The 17,345-nt window shown below is 61.2% G+C and carries 17 protein-coding genes; 8 read left to right on the top strand and 9 right to left on the bottom strand.

The annotated features are described in order from the left end of the window. Positions 1 to 282: 282 nt before the first annotated feature. Positions 283 to 1,482: a tyrosine--tRNA ligase gene (gene tyrS, locus Q0Y02_RS08275; protein ID WP_297766850.1), complete on the bottom strand. Its 1,200-nt coding sequence runs from the start codon at positions 1,480 to 1,482 to the stop codon at positions 283 to 285. 174 nt (positions 1,483 to 1,656) lie between these two features. Here tyrS and Q0Y02_RS08280 point away from each other — a divergent pair, with 174 nt between their 5' ends. After that, the gene (locus Q0Y02_RS08280) at positions 1,657 to 2,976 is read left to right on the top strand and encodes a peptidoglycan DD-metalloendopeptidase family protein (RefSeq protein WP_297766852.1); all 1,320 of its coding nucleotides are present in this window, start codon (positions 1,657 to 1,659) and stop codon (positions 2,974 to 2,976) included. Then, positions 2,966 to 4,066 (top strand): anhydro-N-acetylmuramic acid kinase, encoded by a 1,101-nt coding sequence (locus tag Q0Y02_RS08285; protein WP_297766854.1) that lies wholly within the window; start codon positions 2,966 to 2,968, stop codon positions 4,064 to 4,066. The genes Q0Y02_RS08280 and Q0Y02_RS08285 overlap by 11 nt, the downstream gene beginning before the upstream one ends. 193 nt (positions 4,067 to 4,259) lie before the next feature. On the opposite strand, the gene Q0Y02_RS08290 is transcribed toward Q0Y02_RS08285, so the two are convergent. The 6 genes from Q0Y02_RS08290 to Q0Y02_RS08315 form a co-directional block, all read right to left on the bottom strand. Continuing rightward, the gene (locus Q0Y02_RS08290) at positions 4,260 to 4,793 is read right to left on the bottom strand and encodes a phosphatase PAP2 family protein (protein WP_297766856.1); all 534 of its coding nucleotides are present in this window, start codon (positions 4,791 to 4,793) and stop codon (positions 4,260 to 4,262) included. A 201-nt stretch (positions 4,794 to 4,994) separates the two neighbouring features. Beyond that, entirely contained in the window at positions 4,995 to 5,333 is a 339-nt protein-coding gene (gene erpA / locus Q0Y02_RS08295) for an iron-sulfur cluster insertion protein ErpA (RefSeq protein WP_297766858.1), read from the bottom strand. A 91-nt stretch (positions 5,334 to 5,424) separates the two neighbouring features. Further along, positions 5,425 to 5,889 carry a polymer-forming cytoskeletal protein gene (locus tag Q0Y02_RS08300; RefSeq protein WP_297766860.1) on the bottom strand — a complete coding sequence of 155 codons (465 nt, stop codon included), beginning with the start codon at positions 5,887 to 5,889 and terminating at the stop codon, positions 5,425 to 5,427. A 9-nt stretch (positions 5,890 to 5,898) separates the two neighbouring features. Then, a complete protein-coding gene (locus Q0Y02_RS08305) occupies positions 5,899 to 6,624 on the bottom strand; it encodes a DUF6776 family protein (RefSeq protein WP_297766862.1) in 726 nt (241 codons plus the stop codon). Position 6,625: 1 nt separating this feature from the next. Next, entirely contained in the window at positions 6,626 to 7,675 is a 1,050-nt protein-coding gene (gene argC, locus Q0Y02_RS08310) for an N-acetyl-gamma-glutamyl-phosphate reductase (protein WP_297766864.1), read from the bottom strand. Between the two features lie 81 nt (positions 7,676 to 7,756). Continuing rightward, positions 7,757 to 9,175, bottom strand: coding sequence for a chloride channel protein (locus tag Q0Y02_RS08315; protein ID WP_297766866.1), 1,419 nt, complete (start codon positions 9,173 to 9,175; stop codon positions 7,757 to 7,759). Positions 9,176 to 9,290: 115 nt separating this feature from the next. Between Q0Y02_RS08315 and hemJ the strand changes: the two genes are divergently transcribed. From hemJ to hemL, 6 genes are all read left to right on the top strand, one after another. Further along, positions 9,291 to 9,734 (top strand): protoporphyrinogen oxidase HemJ, encoded by a 444-nt coding sequence (hemJ, locus tag Q0Y02_RS08320; protein ID WP_297767010.1) that lies wholly within the window; start codon positions 9,291 to 9,293, stop codon positions 9,732 to 9,734. Between the two features lie 72 nt (positions 9,735 to 9,806). Then, the gene (locus tag Q0Y02_RS08325) at positions 9,807 to 10,565 is read left to right on the top strand and encodes a hydroxymethylpyrimidine/phosphomethylpyrimidine kinase (protein ID WP_297766868.1); all 759 of its coding nucleotides are present in this window, start codon (positions 9,807 to 9,809) and stop codon (positions 10,563 to 10,565) included. After that, complete coding sequence (thiE, locus tag Q0Y02_RS08330) at positions 10,562 to 11,194, top strand: thiamine phosphate synthase (RefSeq protein WP_297766870.1); 633 nt, start codon at positions 10,562 to 10,564, stop codon at positions 11,192 to 11,194. The genes Q0Y02_RS08325 and thiE overlap by 4 nt, the downstream gene beginning before the upstream one ends. Before the next feature lie 163 nt (positions 11,195 to 11,357). Continuing rightward, entirely contained in the window at positions 11,358 to 14,156 is a 2,799-nt protein-coding gene (locus tag Q0Y02_RS08335; RefSeq protein WP_297766871.1) for a M12 family metallo-peptidase, read from the top strand. Next, positions 14,150 to 14,599 carry a DUF6174 domain-containing protein gene (locus tag Q0Y02_RS08340; protein ID WP_297766873.1) on the top strand — a complete coding sequence of 150 codons (450 nt, stop codon included), beginning with the start codon at positions 14,150 to 14,152 and terminating at the stop codon, positions 14,597 to 14,599. The genes Q0Y02_RS08335 and Q0Y02_RS08340 overlap by 7 nt, the downstream gene beginning before the upstream one ends. Before the next feature lie 369 nt (positions 14,600 to 14,968). Then, entirely contained in the window at positions 14,969 to 16,249 is a 1,281-nt protein-coding gene (gene hemL, locus Q0Y02_RS08345) for a glutamate-1-semialdehyde 2,1-aminomutase (protein WP_297766875.1), read from the top strand. A 166-nt stretch (positions 16,250 to 16,415) separates the two neighbouring features. Here hemL and ybaK read toward each other — a convergent pair whose 3' ends face one another. Next, positions 16,416 to 16,883, bottom strand: a complete 468-nt coding sequence (ybaK, locus tag Q0Y02_RS08350; RefSeq protein ID WP_297766877.1) for a Cys-tRNA(Pro) deacylase — start codon at positions 16,881 to 16,883, stop codon at positions 16,416 to 16,418. Then, on the bottom strand, positions 16,880 to 17,341 hold the full coding sequence (locus Q0Y02_RS08355; RefSeq protein ID WP_297766879.1) for a tetratricopeptide repeat protein: 462 nt from the start codon (positions 17,339 to 17,341) through the stop codon (positions 16,880 to 16,882). Before Q0Y02_RS08355 ends, ybaK begins: the two co-directional genes overlap by 4 nt. Positions 17,342 to 17,345 lie beyond the last annotated feature (4 nt).

A 17,345-nucleotide genomic window follows, 5' to 3' on the forward strand; every position in this document is an offset into this window, starting at 1 on the left:
ACTTAAACCATGCTCAGTTCATCATCTGAATTAACAAAAACTTTGTTGACTCGTTCAGAACTGATTATCTGTAAAGACATCGTCCCGAACAGGTCCCACACGTTTGCTTGCCTGATTGTTAAAGAGCGTCTCGTCCGTGGCGTGTTTCGTTGTTGCCCCGTCGAGGAGTGCGCATTCTAGGGATTTCGCTGGGGGAGTCAAACCCTTTTTTGCACTTTTTCAGAAAAACCGTCTAACCGCTCACTTTCTGCTCAAATCGATGGAAAAACCACCGATATCGACCTATTTGAGGATCACCCGGGCGATCTTCTTCTTGCCCGCCTGCAGCACAAGGCTCTCACCCCGACCGAAACTGCGCTCCTCGGTGAGCTGGGCACCATCCAGATAAACCGCCCCACGGCCGAATACATCCTTGGCGGCCTTGCCGTTCTGCACCAGACCCGCCTCTCGCAGCAGCGGCAGGATATGAATGCTGTCCTGCTCGCCCAGCAGCACTTCGACTTCAGGCAGGTTGTCCGGGATGTCGCCAAGGGCAATCTGGTTGCCCGCGGATTTGGGCGCTGCGGCCGCTGCCTGGGCACCGTGAAACCGCTCGACCATCTCCAGGGCAAAGGCCTTCTTGGCCTCCTGCGGAGACCCCAGCGTCTCTGCCTCCGCTTTCAGTGCCTCGATACGCTCGTTGGAACAGGCACTGAGCAGTTCATAGTAACGCCAGGTGAGGCTGTCGGGAAGAGACAGTAGCTTGCGATACATTTCCCCCGGCGCATCGCTCACCCCCACATAGTTGCCAAGGGACTTGGACATCTTCTGCACCCCGTCCAATCCCTCCAGGATCGGCATGGTCAGACAGATCTGCGGCGCCTGACCATAGGACTTCTGCAGGGTACGCCCCATCAGCAGGTTGAACTTCTGATCGGTGCCACCCAGCTCCACGTCCGCTTCCAGCGCCACAGAGTCATAGCCCTGCACCAGCGGGTAGAGGAATTCGTGGATAGCAATGGACTGATTGCCCTTATAGCGCTTATCGAAATCGTCACGCTCAAGCATCCGTGCCACGGTGTACTGCCCGGCCAGCTTGATCATGCCGGCAGCCCCCACCTCATTCATCCAGTCAGAATTGAATACCACCCGGGTTTTCGCCGGATCAAGGACCTTGAACACCTGCTCCTTGTAGGTCTCCGCATTGCGCAGCACATCCTCCCGGGTCAGCGGTGGCCGGGTCGCACTCTTGCCGGTGGGATCACCAATCATGCCGGTGAAATCACCAATCAGGAAAATCACCTGATGGCCCAGCTCCTGAAACTGGCGCATCTTGTTAATCAGCACGGTATGCCCAAGATGCAGATCCGGCGCGGTGGGATCAAACCCTGCCTTGATCCTCAGGGGCCGGCCAGAGGCCAGCTTTTCCCGCAATTCGTCTTCCTGGATGATTTCATCCGCACCGCGGGAAATGAGCGCCAGTTGTTCGTCCACCGTGGCCATGCCTACCTCTATACTGTCCGGGTACCGTTGACGCAGGAATAAAGCCCTGCGAGAAAGCCGGCTATTGTAGCACTTGAACGCGGCCAGAGAAGGCAGGTATCTTTGCAGGTCAGTTTTCGCTGTGCCTCCCGGGCACGACCGGCTTTTTACCCAACCAGGTCCTTCGCACTCTCCATGAAAGAACTTTTATCCTCTGCTGGCAGGCTGGTGCGCCAGTTCCCCCGCACCCATTTACTGCTGAGCATGGTTTTGCTGGGCGGCGTCATCCTTATTGCCCTTAGCCCCGACAGCCCCCCGGAACAACCCAGACAACAGGCAAAGACAATTTCCCTGCCGGCCAAGCCGGCCCGCAAACCCGAGCCACAGCCACAAGCCCCGCAGGCACCAGAGTGGCAAACCCTGACCGTGGAAGCCGGTGACAGCCTGTCCTCGCTGCTTCAACCGCTGGGCGTCGGCGCCGGCCAGGTATTCGCCCTGATCAACAGCGACGACAAGCTGCAGCGGCTGACCAAGATCCGCCCAGGCGAAACCCTTCAGGTCACCGTGGATAACGACAACCGACTGACTCAGGTGCAGTACCACCCCTCCAAAGTGGAAACCCTCACTGCCCGCCTCAGGGGCGGCGGCTGGGAAACCCGTCTGAGCCAGCGCGAATACCAGAAACAGACCCGCTTTGCCGAGGCGGACATCACCGACTCCCTGTTTCTGGCCGGCGCCGCTGCCGGCATCAGCGACAAGCTCACCATGCAGCTGGCCAATCTGTTTGCCTGGGACGTGGATTTCGTCCTCGATATTCGCCGGGGCGACCGGTTCCGCATTATTTATGAAGAGCTGTACCTGGACGGCGAGAAAGTGGGCGAGGGCGATATCCTGATGGCCGAGTTCTGGAATCAGGACCGCCATCTGACCGCCTTCCGCTACGAAACCCGGTCCGGCGATGTGGAATACCTGGATATCAAGGGGGACTCCATGCGCAAGGAGTTCATCCGCACCCCGGTGGCCTTCTCCCGAATCAGTTCGCGCTTCAACCTGAGCCGCAAACACCCGGTACTTAATCGGATTCGCGCCCACAAAGGCATCGACTATGCCGCCCCGTCCGGCACTCCGATCAAGGCCGCCGGCGATGGCAAGGTGATCTTTGCCGGGGTAAAGGGAGGCTACGGCAACGTGATCATTCTCAAACACGGCCAGATCTATACCACCCTTTACGCGCACATGCGCAGTTTTGCCAAGGGCATCCGCGTCGGCAAACGGGTCAAACAGAGCCAGACCATTGGCTATGTGGGCGCCTCCGGCCTCGCCACCGGTCCGCACCTCCACTACGAATTCCGCATTAACGGCTCTCACCGCAATCCGCTCACCGTGCCCCTGCCCAAGGCGCGAGGCATCAACGACAATGAGCGTTCGGAATTCCTGATTGCCGCCAATCGCCTCAAGGCCCAGATGACCCTGTTCGCCGAGGCCTCAACCCTGGCAAGCAGCGATGTCCTCTGACACCCCTGGCGATTACCTGATTGGCCTGATGACCGGCACCAGCGTGGATGGCATCGACGCGGTGCTGACCCGGATCGGTGACGGACATTTCTCCCTGCAGGGAACCCTTACCCAGCCTCTGCCCGACGCCCTGCAAGACGCGGTACTGGCCCTATGCCAGCCTGGCGACAACGAAATTGACCGGGCCGGGACCGTCAGCCGCCAACTCTCCCTGTGCTATGCAACGGCCTGCCAAACCCTGCTGGAACAAACCGGCCTGAAGCCCGAGCAGATACGCGCCATTGGTTGCCACGGCCAGACCGTACGCCACCGGCCCGGCGAAAGTGGCTTCAGCCTGCAGCTGGGCTGCCCGGATACCCTGGCGGTGGAAACCGGCATCAGCGTGGTGAGCAACTTCCGCAATAAGGACATGGCGCTGGGCGGCCAGGGGGCACCCCTGGTCCCGCCCTTCCACCAGCAACTGTTTGCCCGCCCCGGCCAGCGCCGCGCCATTGCCAACATCGGCGGCATGGCCAACGTGACCCTCCTGGACGGCAACACCCTGCTGGGCGGTTTCGATAGCGGCCCGGGCAATGTACTGATGGATCACTGGATCCAGCAGCACCGCCAGCAACCGTTCGATCGCAACGGTGACTGGGCCGCTGGCGGCGAGCCAGACTCGACGCTGCTGGCACAGCTGCTGGATGATCCCTACTTCCGTCTGCCGCCCCCCAAAAGCACCGGCCGCGAGCTTTTCCATGGGGACTGGCTGGCAAAGCACCTTCCTGGCCACAGTGAACCACAACAGGTTCAGGCCACCCTGGCCGAGCTGACTGCCTGCAGCATCAGTGACGCACTGAGGGATTTCTCCCCGCAGCAACTGCTGGTGTGCGGCGGCGGCGCCCACAACCACCACCTGCTGGCACGGCTACAGCATCATCTGGGTATTCCTGTGACCAGCACCGAGAGCGAGGGCCTGCACCCGGATTGGGTAGAAGCCGCCGCCTTTGCCTGGCTGGCATGGGCACGTTTGGAGAGAAGGAACGGGAATGCGCCGGTGGTCACCGGGGCGTCCAGAGAAGCCATTCTGGGCCAGGTCACCTTGCCCTGAAAGGCGAAGAGCCGCCTCTCATAACCTCGCCATCCCCCTTAGGAGCGGCGCTCTCTGTGCCCCACGGGTATGAGCCGCGAGCCATCCGGCCTTTATCGCAAGCAAATTCGCGGCTCGAGCGCCGCTCCTACGGAGGATTAGAAAACTGTGCGGCCGTATGGCCAGAGCGGGAGAGGATCGTCGAGGGGGAAGACTAAACCAGCCAGAGCGCCAGCATGGCACAGCTGACGCCCAGGGTGGCGCCAGCGAGGATATCGCTGGGGTAATGCACGCCCAGCAGCACCCGTGACAGCCCTACCATCACCGCCAGACCCAGCGCCAACAGCATCACCGGCGGGTAGAACACGCAGAGCAGGGATGCCATCACAAAGGCGGCCGCAGTATGACCGGAAGGGAAACTGAAGCGATCTGCCGGCTGGATAAACGCAGACAGGCTTTCCAGTGCATCCGCAGGGCGCGGTCGTTTGATCAGGTGCTTCAACAACACGAACAGCGGCACCTCCAGGGCGTAGGCGGCCATGGCGGTAAGGGCAAATACACTGCCCCCCTGCCGATCCATCCACCAGATCAGCAGTGTCAGGGCCACATAGAAGGGCCCATCGCCGAGCCGCGACACCAGACGGGCCATACGAGCGCGACGGGCAGCCTGGGGCTGCTGAAGCAACCAGCACATGGCGCGGGTGTCCGCGGCGGTCATTCTTTGAAATGTGGGTTTAGTAGTCATCATGGGGACAGTGTCTCCCACGAAAACGACGGAAAGTTGATCAAACGGTGAAGGTTTTGTGACAGCAGGAAAAGCTGCACGCTTCATGCAACAAACGCCTGTGGGAGCGGTCGTTCGACCGCGAAAGTGGCTGCCAAGGCGGTTATTTCAAAAACCGGGGAGAATCGCGGTCGAACGACCGCTCCCACAGAGGGACAGGAAAGCCTAGACGGAGAAAGAAGACCCGCAGCCGCAGGTAGTGGCCGCATTGGGGTTGCTGACCACAAAGCGCGAGCCCATCAGCCCCTTCTCGTAGTCCACCTGGGAACCATCAAGATACTGGATGCTCATGGCATCGACCAGCAGGGTAACGCCTTCCTTTTCAACGATGGTGTCGTCGTCGTTGACCGCCTCATCGAAAGTGAAGCCATAGGAAAAACCGGCACAGCCTCCCCCCGTGATATACACGCGCAGCTTGAGTTGCGGATTGCCTTCGTCGTCACGCAGTTCCTTGACCTTGGCGGCGGCGGCATCGGTGAATGAGATCGGGGCGATTTCGGTCATACTCTCGCTAGCAACGGGTGGCAGATTGGCCCGTGGCCGATAAGGCCAACGGGCTGATTATGTTCCAGTACCCGACTAAAACAGTCAAGAATTATTCAGCTACCGCAGACTTGGTCGCGGTCTTGCCGGCATTCTTGCCCGTGGCATCCGGTGCCGGCAGGTTGCGACGCTCATCATCCAGCCGCACCAGCTTGCCGTTTACCCGGGCCCCCATGACCATTTCGATCATCAGGTAATAGACATTCCCTTCCACAGCGGCTTTCTCGGCCAGCTCCAGATTCTCGGTAGCGTGCACATCCCCTTCCACACGACCGTTGATGATGACATTGGGCACCTGAATCTCACCTTTGACCACACCTGTCTCACCAATAATCAGACGGCCACCGTCCTTGCCCACACTGATATTGCCTTCCACGGTGCCTTGCACGTGCAGGCCACCAGTGAATTCGATATCACCCCGAACCGTGGCGCTGGGCGCGACCAGGGTGTGGTTACGATAGTCCTGGGACGAACCGGATGTACTACCTGTTGCGGATTTCTTGTCTCGGCCAAGCACGGGTCTCTCCTACTGCCATTTTACGGTTTTTTGTATCTGATAACGGTTTCTGCCACCGCTCTCAGCTTCTACGTCCACAGCGTCCAGCTCCACCCCTTCCGGTACCTGAAAGCGGCCACTCAGCTCCTGAAAGTAACGAAACCGGAAGCGCGTCTCACTGCCATCTTCCAGCCAGTCGGTTCCCTTTCGGGAAAAAGCCTCACCATCACGGCTGCCACGCAGGGTCAGACTGATGTCGCCAGACAGGTAATTGCGGTTATCCCCTGCCTGCACCAGCACCAAGCGGTAGCGGTAAAAGCCGTTTTCATCATCCGGCTGCAGCACCATTTTTTCAATCTGCAGCCCTTCACTGGCACCCGGCGCCATGACGCTCTTGTAAAACACCACCGCCTCTTCCAGCTCGGCGGCCTGATCGCGCAGGGATTTTATCTCCTGGCGCAGGGTTTCCCGGGCCTCCCGGGTGACTTCGGTATCGGTGCGGTAAAGAGCCAGCTCATTACGAGCCGCTTCCAGCTCACGCTTGGCGGTCTTCAGATCGCTGCGCAGGCGCTGGTTGGCCGCAGAAGTATCCAGGGCGCCACTGCTACCGGTCCAGAAACCGCCGGCAAACAGCACTACGGCGAGGATCAACAGGGCTACGGTCCACAACCGGCGGCGTTTTTTCTGCCGGGACGGACTCACCGGCATCAGCATCACATCATCAATGCCTGCCCGACTTTTCGGTTTGCGTGCCATATCAGGGCATCAGCGGAACGACTGCCAGTCCCGCCCCTTCATCCAGCCCGAACATGATATTCATCGCTTGCACCGCCTGCCCGGAGGCTCCCTTGACCAGGTTGTCGATCACCGACAGTACCACAATCACGTTCTCGCCCCGGGGCTGGTGCAAGGCAATCCGGCAGGTGTTCGCGCCTTTCACGAAACGGGTCTCCGGGTGGCTACCCAAGGGCATCACATCCACAAAGGGCTCATTGGCATAACGGGCCTCATAGGCCGCCTGGATCTCTTCCAGCGACGGCGATTGGTCGGTGAGCTGCCCATAGAGAGTGGCATGAATACCGCGGATCATGGGAATCAGGTGCGGCACGAAGGTAGCCCTGACCGGCCCACCGGCGATATCCGCCAGGCCTTGTTCGATTTCCGGCAGGTGACGGTGACCACTGGCGCCATAGGCCTTGTAGCTCTCACCAGCTTCCGCCAGCAGCATGGGCACCTTGGCCCCCTTGCCGCCACCACTGGCACCACTGGCCGCGTTGGCAATCAGTTGGTCCGGCTTGATCCAGCCGTTTTCCAGCAATGGCAGGTAGCCAAGCTGGATGGCGGTGGGATAACAACCGGCACAGGCCACCAGTCGCGCATCACGCAACTTTTCCCGGTTCACTTCCGGCAGGCCGTACACCGCGTCCGCCAGCAATTCAGGGCACGCATGCGGTTCACCGTACCAGTCGCTCCACAATTCATGGTCACGCAGCCGGAAATCCGCGGACAGATCCACCACCCGCACGCCGGCATCCATCAGCTCGGGCATCATGCGCATGGCCACATTGTGGGGGGTCGCGAAAAACACCACGTCACAGGCGGCCAGCCGCTTCACGTCCGGCTCGCTAAAGACCAGGTCGGTGCGTCCGCGCAGGGAGGGGAACAGATCCGCCACCGCGGTACCTGCCTCCCCCCGGGAGGTAATCACATCCAGAGCCACATGGGGGTGGTTGACCAGCAGGCGCAACAATTCCACCCCAGTGTATCCGGTACCACCAACTACGCCGACCTTGAGGGGCTCTGCCATATCATTCTCCACCCTGCTAACCAGGGAACTGCATTTAACAAATGACCCCGCATGATAGGGGCGCCACCCGAGACCGGCAACTTATCCGGGTAATTGCCGTTCGGGTTCCTTCCCCGCGGCCCGTTCCGCGCCCCCGTCCTCACCTTTTTCCCGGGGTTTTTCCAGCGCCATGCCGCGCCCATCCGACAGCCGCTCTGCCAGGGAATCATAAAGCGGGCGGGCCCAGACGATCTTGGCCACCGCCGTTGCCAGAAACGCCCCGGCCATCAGCGGCAACAGGATGTCATGGCGGTTACCGGTCAGCTCCATGACGATCACAAAAGAGGTAATGGGACGCTGGATCACGCCAGCCAGAAAGGCCGCCATGGCTACCAGGGTAATCCCCACCAGGGAAGACTCCGGGAAGAACCCGCCAATGACATTACCGAACCCGGCCCCCGCAGCCAGGCTCGGCGAGAACAGTCCGCCGGGAATGCCGGTGAAGTAGGACACCAGAGTGGCGGACATTTTGGCCAGGGCAAAACTCCAGTTCCCCGGGTGCTCCCCGTCCAGCAGGGTACTGGCCTGCTCGTAGCCACTGCCATAGGTGGCACCACCGGTGAGCAGCCCCAGCAACACCAACACCAGTGCGCACATCAGCACGACTCGATAGGGGTGCGCCCTGGCATGGGGAGAAAGAAACTGACTGCCCTTGATCAGCAACCGGCTGAACAGGCCGCCGAACAGACCACATACCAGTCCGGTGACGCCAATCGCCGCCCAGTCCCGGGTAATATCCAGGGCGCCCTGCGGATGCCCGAAAAAGCTGTAGTGCCCCATGATCATCAGCACCACCACACCGGACAGGATAATGGCCAGAATCAGGGTACCGCTGGTGCGCTGCTCGAAGGAGCCGGACAGCTCCTCAATGGCGAATACAATGCCGGCCAGCGGCGCATTGAACGCCGCCGACACCCCGGCGGCCCCACCGGCCACGATCAGGGAATTATCCACATATTTCTGATTCAGGCGTCCCAGCCGACCCACCGAATACATCATTGCGGCGCCCATATGCACACTGGGGCCCTCGCGACCGATACTGGCGCCGCACAGCAACCCCAGGCAGGTCAGAATGAACTTGCCGAAGATCACACGCAGAGAAAGAAAGGTGGGGCGCAGCCAATGGTAGCGCTGCTTGAGCACCACCAGCACCTGGGGAATACCACTGCCCTGGGATTCGGTGCCCAGCTGACGCATCAACCAGACAATCAACAGCATGCCCAGCGGCGTAATCAGCACTGGCAACAGCGGCGATTGCTCGTGTATCTGGATAAAAGTGTGTGACGCCAGTTCTGCCACCCAGGCGAACGCCACCACCAGCAACCCCACCAGCACGGCACCGATCCAGAACACCGCGCGCAGCTTCCAGTCTTCCCAGGACCCCAACTGACGACGACTCACGCGGCGAGTGCGAAACAGGTAGTAACGCATCAGACGACGATGGCGTGGCCGCTTATTCACGGGACTCCTTGGCAATCAATGCAGGTTGACGAAACAATGGCAGGAAGTCGGTATAGTCTACGCTCTGACTTCCGATCCCTCCACTCACTACACTGCGGAGATTTGCCACATCATGATGCAGTTCGCCCTGGACCACCTGCTCTGGATCAAAGCGTTCCACCTGATCGCCGTGATCTGCTGGTTTGCCGCCATCTTTTACCTGCCGCGACTGTTCGTCTATCACGCCATGGCGGAAGACACCGTCAGCCGGGAACGCTTCAAGGTGATGGAACGCAAACTGTACCGGGGCATCATGAACCCCAGCATGATCGTCACCGTGCTGCTAGGCCTGTGGATGCTGATGGCCAACTGGGACGCCTACAAAGGCTTCGGCTGGATGCACGCCAAACTGACCCTGGTGTTCCTGCTGATCGGCTATCACCACGTCTGCCTGGCCTACCTGAAAAAATTCGCCGCCGACGCCAATACCAAAAGCGACAAGTTTTACCGAATCTTCAATGAGATCCCCGTGTTTCTCCTGGTGGCCATTGTTATATTGGCGGTAGTGCGACCATTCTGAAAAACGCTTAACGCCTGACACCGGACGAGAAGATCGCCCGCACGTCAGGCGTCCAGCGTCAGGCATGCTTTTATGAAACCCAATATTCTCGTCATCGCTGGCCATGACCCTTCCGGGGGAGCCGGTATCCATGCAGACATTGAAGCCATTCGCGCCCTGGGCGGCTTTGCTTCCACCCTGATCACCGGGCTCACCGTGCAGAATAGTCAGAACGTGCGCGGTTTCCGGCTCACCGACGTGGATCTGCTGCGCCAGCAGGCCACCGCCCTGCTGGAAGACTACGACTTCCAGGCAGTGAAAATCGGCATGACCGGTTCCGTAGCCATTATCGATTTTATCGCCGAGCTGTTGCCGCAACTGCCCGGCGTGCCAGTGGTGCTCGACCCGGTGCTGGCCGCCGAAGCCGGCGGCAGCCTGGCCAGCGAATCCCTGGCAGATGCCATGCTGGAAAAACTGGCACCCCTCTGCGACGTGATGACCCCGAACCTGCCCGAAGCCCAGGCACTCACCGGCTGCGAATCCGTGGCCGACTGTGGCGCCGCGCTGATTCAACGCACCGGCCGCGCCGCCCTGATCACCGGCACCCACGACGACACCGACCAGGTCACCAACCATCTGTTCAGCGCCGACGGTGAACAACAGTGGAACTGGGAGCGTCTGCCACATAGCTATCATGGCTCCGGCTGCACCCTGGCGTCGTCCATTGCCTGCCTGCGCGGCCACGGGGAATCCCTGGCCAATGCAGTGGCAGACGGCCAGGCCCATGTGGACCGCTTCCTGCGCAACGCCTTCCGCCCGGGCCAGGGCCAGCACGTCCCCGACCGGCGATGAAGCACCCCGCCATCCACGGTCTGTACGCCATCACCGACCCGGCCCTGATCCCCGATCGGCAATTACTGCCAGCCGCAGAGGCGGCTCTGCGCGGTGGCGCCCGCCTGCTGCAATACCGGGACAAGACCGCCACCCCGGAGCAACGGCGCCAGCGCGCCGCCCAGCTGCAAGCCCTGTGCCGACAGCATGGCGCCCTCTTTCTGGTCAACGATGACCCGGCCCTGGCCGCCGACATTGATGCCGACGGCGTCCACATCGGTCAGAGCGACGGCGGCATCGCCCGCGCCCGGCGCTTGCTGGGTCCGGGCAAGATCATTGGCGTTACCTGTCATAGCGATCTGACCCTGGCAGAACAGGCCGCCGCGGCAGGCGCCGACTACGTGGCCTTCGGGCGCTTCTTCCCCTCTCGCACCAAACCGCAGGCACCACCCGCTGATCCGGCCATCCTCGACCGGGCCCGTCAGCGGCTGACGATTCCGCTGGTCGCCATCGGCGGCATTGATCCTAGCAACGGCGCCCAGCTACTGAAGTGGGGCGCAGACGCCCTGGCCGTAATCCACGCCCTTTTCTCCTACCCAGCACCCGATCAGGTAGAGCAGGCAGCGCAGCAGCTAAGCGCCCTGTTTTAGCGCTGTCTGAACCCCAAACAACCCTGCACGCCCGTTCAGATAGTGAAGAATGGGATACGCCGCACAACATACCCGCCCGCAGGTACGCAAAATCCCTCGCAACGTCTACACCGAAATAACCACACCGAAAATACGAAAAACCCAGTAAGGGGGAGAACCACCCATGGCAATGCGCTTCCGTCGGCCACTGGCATCCTGGCTCGGCCTGCTGTTGGCTACCCTGCTTTTCCCGGGTAGCCATGCAGCCGCTGCAGACCCTCAAACCAGCACCGAACTGTTTATTGATGGCAGCCTTTACCGGGCGGTACTGGAACCCAGCAGCGCCCGGATCGGCATGTCCGACGCGGACCGCAAACTCCTTCAGGGCAATCACTACAGCGGCTCTCTGGAACAGGTTCCGGGAAGCTGGGTGCGCCTGTCCCAGCTCGGAGATGACTGGTCCGGGGTGGTGTCACTGAATGGCGAAATGCACATTATCGACAGCGCCGCGTTCAGCCAGCACAACAACCTCCCCGTTGCCCGTTCCCTGCAAAGCCTGCAGGCACCCGGCACTTGCGGCGTAGGCAATGGCGCCCACAGTTCGCTGGAACTGCCGACCCGGGAAGGGGCCAGCGCTCGTTCAGGCGAGTACCACATTGCCGCGGCCACACTGGAAGAGATGTGCACCGAGCAGGTGGACGGTGTCTGCCTGCTGCCGGAGAAATACCTGATCGTCGACCACCTGTTTCAACAGAAGCACCCGGATACCTATCAGGACAAGGTGGTGGAACTGCTCAACATCATCGACGGTTTCTACCGCAACGATCTGAACATGGTGTTCGACAACCTGCATGTGGAATTTCCCAGTGAAGAGCTGCTGCTGGAGTCCACCAGTTCCAATGAACTGCTTGTGGATTTGCGCGACAAGTACCACACCTTCCCGTTTGCCGACACCTCCAGTTCCAGCCCATTGATCGAACTGCTCTCAGGCCGTGAATTCGATGGCTCCACGGTGGGCCTTGCCTATGTCGGCACCCTCTGTAATACCAATGGCTACGCCACCGGCGTCACCCAGGAGTACGTCAACATTCCCCTGACGGCCATCGTCATGGCCCATGAGATCGGCCATAACTTCGGCGCCAACCACGACAATGTGGAAGCCGACCAGGTCGACAACCCGGAGCGTTACTGCGGCAACGGCAATATCATGTCCAGCTATGCCGACCCCAGCGCCACCGGCTTTTCCAGTTGCTCGGTAGCCCAGATGACCGCCAAGGTCGACAGCCTGGGCAACCACGATGCCTGCTTCAACTACCCGGTGGATGCAGGATTCAGCGCCGACAGCGCCAACCCGGAGAGCTTCGACAACAGCACCGGCACCACCCTGGCCCTGGCCTTTACCGTGGACTACCAGCAAGCCTCACGAGCACCGGACCAAATCCAGCTGCAGGGGACTCTCAGCAATGCCCGGATCGACCAACTGACCCTGCCTGATGGTGACTGCAGCATTGCCCCGGATCAGCGCAGCTATAGCTGCTCTCTGACACCGCCCTTCGCCCCTGCCAGCCTGACACTACGCATCATCAGCAGTACCCCGGCTGACGCTCTCCTGACACAGACAGCCACGATCAGTGGCAGCGAAGTGAAAGACATCCTTTCCGGTAACAACCAACTGAGCACCCCTCTGGCCTATAACATTGTGTCCAGCCAGCCGAACAACCTGCAGGCCCAGGTCCAGCAGGAGCCACCACAGGTGACTCTGACCTGGACCGACCGGGCGTTTACCGAAACCGGCTACCGGGTCGAGCGCTCCAGTAACAACAATAGCTGGGCGCCGCTGATCAGCCTTCCGGCTGACAGCGAAACCCATATCGACACCGGCATCGACACTGATCTCAACTATCAATACCGCGTCATTGCCGAAGGCAGCGACATCACCGGCGACAGCTCAAACATCGTCAGCATCATGGTCGAAGGCACACCGGCAGCCCCGGTCAACCTGGCCACAGCCTTGGCGCAAGGCGGCATCCAGTTGACCTGGGGCGACCAGGCGGACAATGAACAACGCTACGAAATCCAGCGCCGCCGGGACGACAATGGCAGCTGGACAGCCTGGACCCGTCTTGTCGAAGACCTGGCCACGAACAGTGAGCAATATCTGGACAGCACCGCTGTGCTCGGCGAGCGCTACCAGTACCGCGTCATTGCCCATAACGCCACGCTGGCTTCCGCTCCATCCAATTTGGCCGAGATTCAGTTTGGTTCACGGCCCGAAGCGCCCTCCAACCTGACCAGCCGCCTGCTGGAAGACGCCGTCCGCCTGACCTGGCAGGACAATGCGGACAACGAAACCGGCTTGCGGATTCTGCGCCAGCAATTCAACGGGCAGACCTGGAGCGAGTGGCAAAGTATCGCCGAGCTGGGCAGCAACCAGACCCGCCACGATGACAGCTCAGTCCTCGCAGGCACGCTATACCGCTATCAGGTGCAGGCCTTCAATGCCGTGGGCCCCTCACCGCTCAGTAACAGCGCGGAGCGGCTCTTCGAGCGCGCACCGGCTGCCCCTGACAACCTGCAGGCACAGCGCCAAAACACCGCCGTGGTATTGCAATGGCAGGATAATGCCGACAATGAATTCGGCTTCCGCATCGAACGCCAGCGCCGGGACGGCGATACTTGGCTGGCTTGGCAGGCCATCGCTGAGCTGAATGCCGACAGCACCCGCTACACCGATACCCGAGTCACCATCGGCAACCGTTATCGCTACCGGGTAGCCAGCCTCAACAGTGCAGGCAGCTCCACGCCCTCGGCGGCGGCGACCATCGCCCTGAACAACGACATCACTCCAACCGGCGATGACAACACCCTTAACGACGGCACTGTGCCACAAGATTTCGGCGATGACGGCGGTAGCGCAGGCTTCCTGACCGGCCTGCTGGCACTGCTGGTGTTGCTGCGTCGTAGAGGCAATACCCCATGCTGAACTCGCACCCGCTGATAACACTGCTGCTTGCCACCCTGCTGTCCGCCTGTCAGGCGGGCAGCAACGCCAGCGAAAACGATCCCCTGGCCGAGGCCCGGCAGCGCTGGGCCGACCAGGGCCTGGAGCACTACCGCTACCAGGCCCGCCAGCAATGCTACTGCGGCGCAGGAGCGCTGCAGCCTGCCAGCATCCTTGTCAGCGACCAACAGGCCCGGCTTGAAGACCCGGCTAACCAGGAGCTGCGCCCCCTGGCCCGCACCGTGGAAGCCTGGTTTGCCCTGATTGAGGAAAAACAACGCAAAGGGTGGCACCAGGTAGAGGTGGACTACCACCCAGAGCAGGGTTATCCCCGCCATATCCGCCTGGATTTCGATCCACGCATGGCGGATGACGAGCAGCAATACTGGATCAAGGATCTGGCGCCGACAGCGGCCACCCCCTAACCCCCGGACGCCCTACTGGCCAAGCCGTCACTCACCCCTCATAATGCCGCCACTTTCCGTGGCGGGCCCTGGTGATCTATGCGGAAAGTTCTGTAACAGTTCGCTGCGCCAAAACACCCAGCTCTGTGTTGAGAAAACTTGAATTAGACCCACTAGTCCTGCGCTTTCTCGCCTTGATCTGGATGTTTTGGCTTTGCTCCGTTGTCACATAACTTTCCGCATGGATCACAGGCTCGCCCGTGTCACGGGGTCTTCATGCCCCGACGACACCATCAACCGTAATTTCCCGTGTGTGCTCAGGCGCACACCCGCCGCCCGCGCGGCCTGCGATGCCAGGCATCGCCAACAGCCAGACAAAGAGGACTCCCCATGAGCCGCAAGCACTCCGAACAGCTTTTCCGTCAGGCCCAGAAACACATTCCCGGGGGGGTGAATTCCCCCGTGCGAGCCTTCAAAAGCGTAGGCGGCACCCCGGTGTTTTTCCACTCCGCCAGCGGCGCCTATCTGCACGATGAAGATGACAACCGCTACATCGACTATGTGGGATCCTGGGGCCCGATGATCCTCGGCCACAACCATCCCCAGGTAATTGCCGCCGTGCAGGCAGCCGTGCAGAACGGCCTCAGCTTCGGCGCCCCCACCGCCACCGAAGTGGCCATGGCGGACAAGGTCTGCGAACTGGTGCCCTCCATGGACATGGTGCGCATGGTCAACTCCGGCACCGAAGCCACCATGAGTGCCATCCGCCTGGCCCGGGGCTATACCGGCCGCGACAAGATCATCAAATTCGAAGGGTGCTACCACGGCCATGTGGACAGCCTGCTGGTGAAGGCCGGCTCCGGCGCCATGGGCATCCCCGGCTCACCGGGCGTCCCCGCCGCCGTGACCGGCGATACCCTGGTGCTGGATTACAACGACGCTGCCAGCGTGGAAGCTGCCTTCAAGGAGTACGGCGACCAGATTGCCGCCGTCATCGTCGAGCCGGTGGCCGGCAACATGAACTGCGTGCCGCCCACCAAGGCGTTCCTGCAGGCCCTGCGCCAATACTGTGATGACCACGGCAGCGTGCTGATCTTCGACGAAGTCATGACCGGCTTCCGGGTGGCACTGGGCGGCGCCCAGGCGCTCTACGATGTGACCCCGGACATGACCACCCTGGGCAAGATCATCGGTGGCGGTATGCCGGTGGGCGCCTTTGGCGGCAAGAAATCCATCATGGAACACCTGGCACCGCTGGGCCCGGTCTATCAGGCAGGCACCCTGTCCGGTAACCCGGTGGCCATGGCGGCAGGGCTGACCACCCTCAACCTGCTCAGCGAACCCGGCTTCCATGAGGCGCTGACAGAAAAAACCACCCGCCTGCTGGATGGCATGACGGCAGCCGCCCACGCCGAAGGCGTCGCCTTCACCACCGCGCAAGCGGGCGCCATGTTCGGCTTGTTCTTCACCGACCAGAGCCGCATCAGCAGCTTTGCCGACGTGATGGCCTGCGACAGCGAGCGCTTCAACCGCTTCTTCCACGCCATGCTGGACCAGGGCGTGTACCTGGCCCCCAGTGCTTTTGAAGCCGGTTTCGTGTCAGCAGCGCACAGCGATGAGGATATCGAGGCCACCATTGCGGCAGCGCGCAAGGCGTTTGCGAAGGTGTAAAGGCCTGACAAGAATCTCACCTGTAGGAGCACCTCTTGAGGTGCGAACCGTGCCGCGCAAGCAGAGGTTTGTGAGCGACGCTTGCGTGAAAGCAGTATCGTTTTCCCTCGCCAAGGCTCGGGTTCGCGCCTCAAGAGGCGCTCCTACAGCGCCCTCATAAGCAAGGTCAGTCGCGAACCAGCGCCACCATCTTTCCACCAGTCAGCCCCAGCAGATCCTGCGGCGCCATGGCGATTTCCAGCCCGCGCCGACCGGCGCTCATGTAGATGGGATTGTGTGATTGGGCACTAAAATCCAGATACAGCGGCAACTGTTTTTTCTGCCCCAGCGGACTGATACCACCGAGTACATAGCCTGTCAGGCGCTGCGCCTTGTCCCCCGGACACATGGCCGCTTTCTTGCCGCCGTGGGCGCGGGCCAGACATTTCAGATCCAGTTGATGAGCCACCGGCACCATGGCCACCACCGGCTGTTCATCCACCAGTGCCAGCAGCGTCTTGAAGACGGTTTGCGGGGGCAGCTGCAAGGCGTCCGCCGCTTCCAGCCCGTAGCTTTGCGCCTTGGGATCATGGTCATAACTGTGCAATTGAAAGGAAACGCCGGCCTTTTTCGCAGCCTGCACCGCCGGTGTCATACCGGCCTGGCCTTGGGATTGCGCAACGCCGTCGCTTTGCTGCGGGCCTGACGGGCGCCGGATTTGTCACCCTGGCGATCACGGGCAGTGGCCACCAGATCCCACAAGCCAGCCCGGTAATCGTCATGCTCAGGAGCCAGTCGTAACGCCTTCAATGCGAAGCCTTCTGCGCCGCGGGGATCGCCCTCGGAAAGCCGCAACCCCGCCAGCTCCTTGTACAGCCAGGAGGAATCCGGGGCGATATTCAGGGCTCGCTCCAGATAACGCTCTGCAGCCGATGTCTGCCCCTGCTGACGGGCCTGTTCCGCCCGACTCAACAGGCCCAGTGCCGGCGAGCCTTCCAGTTCCTGACTGGCGGTCATCGGCTCTGCGGGTTCCTCCACCGGAGCACGGACCGCACAGCCCGCCAGCACCATACTGATCAGCATCAGCTGAACAAGCCTTTGCACACTCAACATCCTG

Source organism: uncultured Alcanivorax sp. (genome assembly GCF_947258575.1).
Taxonomy (GTDB): Bacteria; Pseudomonadota; Gammaproteobacteria; order Pseudomonadales; family Alcanivoracaceae; genus Alcanivorax.

What these genes read in the sequence shown, in the direction of transcription:
- tyrS (WP_297766850.1), bottom strand. Translation starts at nt 1,482, where the DNA reads ATGGCCACGGTGGACGAACAACTGGCGCTCATTTCCCGCGGTGCGGAT.
- Q0Y02_RS08280 (WP_297766852.1), top strand. Translation starts at nt 1,657, where the DNA reads ATGAAAGAACTTTTATCCTCTGCTGGCAGGCTGGTGCGCCAGTTCCCC.
- Q0Y02_RS08285 (WP_297766854.1), top strand. Translation starts at nt 2,966, where the DNA reads ATGTCCTCTGACACCCCTGGCGATTACCTGATTGGCCTGATGACCGGC.
- Q0Y02_RS08290 (WP_297766856.1), bottom strand. Translation starts at nt 4,793, where the DNA reads ATGATGACTACTAAACCCACATTTCAAAGAATGACCGCCGCGGACACC.
- erpA (WP_297766858.1), bottom strand. Translation starts at nt 5,333, where the DNA reads ATGACCGAAATCGCCCCGATCTCATTCACCGATGCCGCCGCCGCCAAG.
- Q0Y02_RS08305 (WP_297766862.1), bottom strand. Translation starts at nt 6,624, where the DNA reads ATGGCACGCAAACCGAAAAGTCGGGCAGGCATTGATGATGTGATGCTG.
- argC (WP_297766864.1), bottom strand. Translation starts at nt 7,675, where the DNA reads ATGGCAGAGCCCCTCAAGGTCGGCGTAGTTGGTGGTACCGGATACACT.
- hemJ (WP_297767010.1), top strand. Translation starts at nt 9,291, where the DNA reads ATGCAGTTCGCCCTGGACCACCTGCTCTGGATCAAAGCGTTCCACCTG.
- Q0Y02_RS08325 (WP_297766868.1), top strand. Translation starts at nt 9,807, where the DNA reads ATGAAACCCAATATTCTCGTCATCGCTGGCCATGACCCTTCCGGGGGA.
- thiE (WP_297766870.1), top strand. Translation starts at nt 10,562, where the DNA reads ATGAAGCACCCCGCCATCCACGGTCTGTACGCCATCACCGACCCGGCC.
- Q0Y02_RS08335 (WP_297766871.1), top strand. Translation starts at nt 11,358, where the DNA reads ATGGCAATGCGCTTCCGTCGGCCACTGGCATCCTGGCTCGGCCTGCTG.
- Q0Y02_RS08340 (WP_297766873.1), top strand. Translation starts at nt 14,150, where the DNA reads ATGCTGAACTCGCACCCGCTGATAACACTGCTGCTTGCCACCCTGCTG.
- hemL (WP_297766875.1), top strand. Translation starts at nt 14,969, where the DNA reads ATGAGCCGCAAGCACTCCGAACAGCTTTTCCGTCAGGCCCAGAAACAC.
- ybaK (WP_297766877.1), bottom strand. Translation starts at nt 16,883, where the DNA reads ATGACACCGGCGGTGCAGGCTGCGAAAAAGGCCGGCGTTTCCTTTCAA.
- Q0Y02_RS08355 (WP_297766879.1), bottom strand. Translation starts at nt 17,341, where the DNA reads ATGTTGAGTGTGCAAAGGCTTGTTCAGCTGATGCTGATCAGTATGGTG.